The following is a 4,276-nucleotide window of genomic DNA, read 5'->3' on the forward strand; positions in this document are numbered from 1 at the left end:
CGCCAACCCGCTGACCACGATGAACGCAATGATCGCCACCACCTTGACCAAGGCGAACCAGTACTCGAACGCACCGAAGTTCTTCACGCTGACCAGGTTGGTGCCCGACAGCACCAGCATGATCAGGAAGGCGAACAGCCACGAGGGCACGCCCGGGAAGTAGGCATGCAGGATGTCGGCGCCGGCGATGGCTTCGACCGGAATGATCAGTACCCAGAACCACCAGTACAGCCAGCCGATGGTGAACCCGGCCCACGGGCCGATGGCCTCGCTGGCATAGGTCGAGAACGAGCCGCTGTTGGGGTTGGCGATGGCCATTTCACCCAGCATGCGCATGACCAGCAGCACCAGCAGGCCGGTCATGGCGTAGGAGATGAGGATCGCCGGGCCGGCGGTGGCAATGGCATTGGACGAGCCGATGAACAGGCCGGCGCCGATGATGCCGGCGATGGAAATCATGGACACCTGGCGCGAGGTCAGGCCGTGCTGCAAGGAGCGCTGTTTCTTGTTGTCGTGAGAAGCCATGAAGAACCCTCGAATGGGTCGGCCGCGGCATGGCGGCTGAAGGTCGGAGCAGAATTCTTTTAAATTTCTGATGCGCGTTGTTGTTGTTTTGCAAAGACCAAAAGCGGGTTAACGACCTCCTCTTTACATGACCGGTTGTCATTGTTGATCCAGGTCAGTATTAATCTATAGGCCGGGGTCAACAAACGACCTTTTCGAAACACATGATTCCGTTTTGGAATGAACTCCTTACTTTTTTGCTCGGTATTCGCCCGTCATGTCCAAACGCCTGATGCCCTCGACCACCGCCCTTCAGTGTTTCGAAGCGGCCGCCCGCCACCTCAGCTTCACCCGTGCGGCGCAAGAGCTGCACCTGACCCAGAGCGCCGTCAGCAAGCAGGTGGCGCAGCTTGAAGACATGCTCTCGCACTCGCTGTTCCAGCGTATTCGCCGGCGCCTGCACCTGACCCCGGCCGGCGCCCTGTACCTCACCGAAGTGAACAAGATCCTCACCCAGATCGATATTTCCAGCCGCTACATCCTCAGCTATGGCGACGAAACCGAAGTGCTGCGCATCGCTACCCAGCCCACCTTCGGCGCGCGCTGGCTGGTGCCCAGGCTCAAGGGCTTCGGCGACCGCTACCCACGTATTCACCTGGACATACGCAACGAGCTGGAGCCGTTCGACCTGGTCCAGGCCAAGGCCGACATCGCCTTTTTCTTCGGCCAGGGCACCTGGCCCGGGGCAACCTGCATCGAATTGTTCAGTGAAGAGGTCGTGCCGGTGTGCAGCCCGCAGCTACTGGCCAGCCACCCTTTCGACAGTGCCCAGGCACTGACCGAGCACCGCTTGTTGCAGTGCGTGTCGCGGCCCGAAGCCTGGCATGAGTGGTTCCTGGGGCTGGGCTTGCACAGCCAGAACAGCTACCACGGGCCGCGTTTCGACACCTTCTACCTGTGCATCCGCGCGGCCATCGCCGGTTGTGGCATCGCCCTGATCCCACGCTACCTGGTGGCCGAGGAATTGAGCGAAGGCAAGCTCGTGGTGGCCTGGGACCACCCGGTGCCAAGCAATGGCCGGCACTTCATCGCCCATGCCGAACATGCCGCCGAAGTGCCCAAGATAAGGGCTTTTGTGCAGTGGATACGGGAGCGGGTAGCTGAGGGGGATTGATTTGATTGGCGAAGTATCGGCCAGATCACGAATCCATGGAATGACCGCAATCGAATAATTCGTTTGCGGAATAACCTGCGAACACGTTTGGATAATAAGAAACTCGAACAAGGTCCGCGTGCGTCATGAACCAGGAAAGTATCAGCCAGTCGATTGCCATCGTTCACCCAATCACACTTTCCCATGGCCGCAATGCCGAAGTCTGGGACACTGACGGCAAACGTTACATCGACTTTGTCGGCGGTATCGGCGTGCTCAACCTGGGCCACTGCAACCCGGCCGTGGTCGAGGCCATCCAGGCCCAGGCCACCCGCCTCACTCACTATGCCTTCAACGCCGCCCCCCATGGTCCGTACCTGGCGCTGATGGAGCAACTGAGCCAGTTCGTACCGGTCAGCTACCCGCTGGCCGGCATGCTCACCAACAGCGGCGCGGAAGCCGCGGAAAACGCCCTGAAAGTGGCCCGTGGCGCCACCGGTAAACGGGCCATCATCGCCTTCGACGGGGGCTTCCACGGCCGCACCCTGGCTACCCTGAACCTCAACGGCAAGGTCGCCCCGTACAAGCAACGGGTCGGCGAGCTGCCCGGGCCGGTCTACCACCTGCCCTACCCGAGCGCCGACACCGGGGTCACCTGCGAACAGGCACTCAAGGCCATGGACCGCCTGTTCAGCGTCGAGTTGGCCGTGGAAGACGTGGCGGCGTTCATTTTTGAGCCGGTGCAGGGAGAAGGTGGTTTCCTGGCCCTCGACCCGGCCTTCGCCCAGGCCCTGCGCCGCTTCTGCGACCAGCACGGCATCGTGATCATCATCGACGAGATCCAGTCAGGCTTTGGCCGCACCGGCCAGCGCTTCGCCTTCCCGCGCCTGGGGCTCGAGCCCGACCTGCTGTTGCTGGCCAAGAGCATTGCCGGCGGCATGCCCTTGGGTGCAGTGGTCGGGCGCAAGCACCTGATGGGGTCATTACCCAAGGGCGGCCTCGGCGGCACCTACTCGGGCAACCCCATTGCCTGTGCGGCAGCGCTGGCCAGCCTGGCGCAGATGACCGACGAGAACGTGGCTACCTGGGGTGAGCGCCAGGAGCAGGCCATCGTCAGTCGCCACCAGCGTTGGACGGCCTCGGGCCTTTACCCGTTCATCGGGCGCCTGACCGGCGTGGGCGCCATGCGCGGCATTGAATTCGTCAATGCAGACGGCAGCCCGGCCCCGGCGCAACTGGCCAAGGTGCTGGACGCGGCGCGCGCCAAAGGCCTGCTGCTGATGCCCAGCGGCAAGGCGCGGCACATCATCCGCCTGCTGGCACCGCTGACCATCGAGGCCGAGGTGCTCGAAGAAGGGCTGGATATCCTCGAGCAGTGCCTGGCGGAGTTGAACTGAGCGTTACAGGCCCAGTTCTGCCGGGGTGAGCATGTCGGACTCGAACGCGATCCAGCCGCCTTCGAGTTCGGCATGGCCATTGACGATCGGGCCGTAGTAGGTCAGACCGTTCTCCAGGGTGACGCAAATGTGCGTGGCATTCTTTTCAGGCGCCGCGAGCGTACCGACGAAATGCACCTTTTTCAGGGTTTCGGTCACCGCCTCCAGGCCAACGCGCATATTGGGGTTTTCCGAGGCCTCGATATCGCCCCCGCGGTCTTCGGCGCTGATGGTGACGGTGGCGATGTACGGGTACTGGGTGCTCAAGCGGGGTTACCTCAATGGGTGGGTAGGCGTATGGGCGCGTAGAGTACGGCAGGCGTTGCCTGTTGTCTCTACTGGCCTCATCGCTGGCAAGTCAGCGCCCACAGGTATACAGCCCTTGAATACGCTGCAGCCCCTGTGGGAGCGGATTCACCCGCGAAGCGGCCAGCCCTGCAACAGGTGATCTGGCCGCCCCGATCTGTTAGGGTGCCCGCCGATGCACGCCACACCACACGAGGATCCCGAGTGAGCGCCGAAGAACCCCTGATCGCCGACCTGTTCGATGTCGACAAACGTCTGTCCCTCAAGCCGGTGGTGGACTTCAACAGCTACCTGCGCAACGCTTTCGGCGAGGGCCCGTGCCGTTGCCACCGCTGCGTCGAAGGTGCCGACCCCAGCACCTATAGCCACGCGCACACCTTCACCTTCGACGGCCGCCCGTGGCACCGCCGTTTCGCCAGCACCGCCGGCAGCGATGTGGCCCAGGTGCTGAAGAAAGCCTGGCTGTCCTATACCAAGGCCGACCTGAACCTGATCGGCGCGCTGGACCTGGCCACGCTCAAGACCTTCACCGAAGCCGGCCTGCACCCACGCTTGCTGGCCCTGCTACCGGCGTGTGGCCTGGCTCGCGAAGTGGATGGCCAGTGGCTGCTGCAGGCCCAGGCCGACTGACAGCCCGGCGGCACGGCAGGATTCCACGGGTCTGCTAACGTGGTGGAATCCGCCCAGCCGCAGGTAGTCCGCCATGGCCCGCACAACGCCCATCGAGCTGTACCGCAACATCGGCATCGTCGCCCACGTCGACGCCGGCAAGACCACGACTACCGAGCGGATCCTGTTCTACACCGGGGTCAACCACAAGATGGGCGAGGTGCACGATGGCGCCGCGACCATGGACTGGATGGCCCAGGAGCAAGAG

6 protein-coding genes are annotated in these 4,276 nt (G+C 63.1%); 4 read left to right on the forward strand and 2 right to left on the reverse strand.

The window, feature by feature from the left end; genetic code table 11:
- Positions 1–525, reverse strand: a 525-nt coding sequence (locus APH30_RS26150) for an amino acid permease (protein ID WP_156326708.1), incomplete at its 3' end; no start/stop codon positions are given.
- 256 nt (positions 526–781) lie between these two features.
- On the opposite strand from APH30_RS26150, the gene gcvA reads away from it, so the two are divergent.
- The gene (gene gcvA / locus APH30_RS26155) at positions 782–1,678 is read left to right on the forward strand and encodes a transcriptional regulator GcvA (RefSeq protein ID WP_054914150.1); all 897 of its coding nucleotides are present in this window, start codon (positions 782–784) and stop codon (positions 1,676–1,678) included.
- A 125-nt stretch (positions 1,679–1,803) separates the two neighbouring features.
- Positions 1,804–3,054: an aspartate aminotransferase family protein gene (locus tag APH30_RS26160; protein ID WP_054914151.1), complete on the forward strand. Its 1,251-nt coding sequence runs from the start codon at positions 1,804–1,806 to the stop codon at positions 3,052–3,054.
- Positions 3,055–3,057: 3 nt separating this feature from the next.
- Here APH30_RS26160 and APH30_RS26165 read toward each other — a convergent pair whose 3' ends face one another.
- Positions 3,058–3,360, reverse strand: a complete 303-nt coding sequence (locus tag APH30_RS26165) for a hypothetical protein (protein WP_054914152.1) — start codon at positions 3,358–3,360, stop codon at positions 3,058–3,060.
- Between the two features lie 243 nt (positions 3,361–3,603).
- Here APH30_RS26165 and APH30_RS26170 point away from each other — a divergent pair, with 243 nt between their 5' ends.
- A complete protein-coding gene (locus tag APH30_RS26170) occupies positions 3,604–4,029 on the forward strand; it encodes a hypothetical protein (protein WP_009684215.1) in 426 nt (141 codons plus the stop codon).
- Between the two features lie 73 nt (positions 4,030–4,102).
- A partial coding sequence (locus tag APH30_RS28515; protein ID WP_156326710.1) for a GTP-binding protein occupies positions 4,103–4,276 on the forward strand: 174 nt, incomplete at its 3' end.

It is taken from the genome of Pseudomonas sp. NBRC 111127 (assembly GCF_001320345.1).
GTDB lineage: Bacteria > Pseudomonadota > Gammaproteobacteria > Pseudomonadales > Pseudomonadaceae > Aquipseudomonas > Aquipseudomonas juntendi.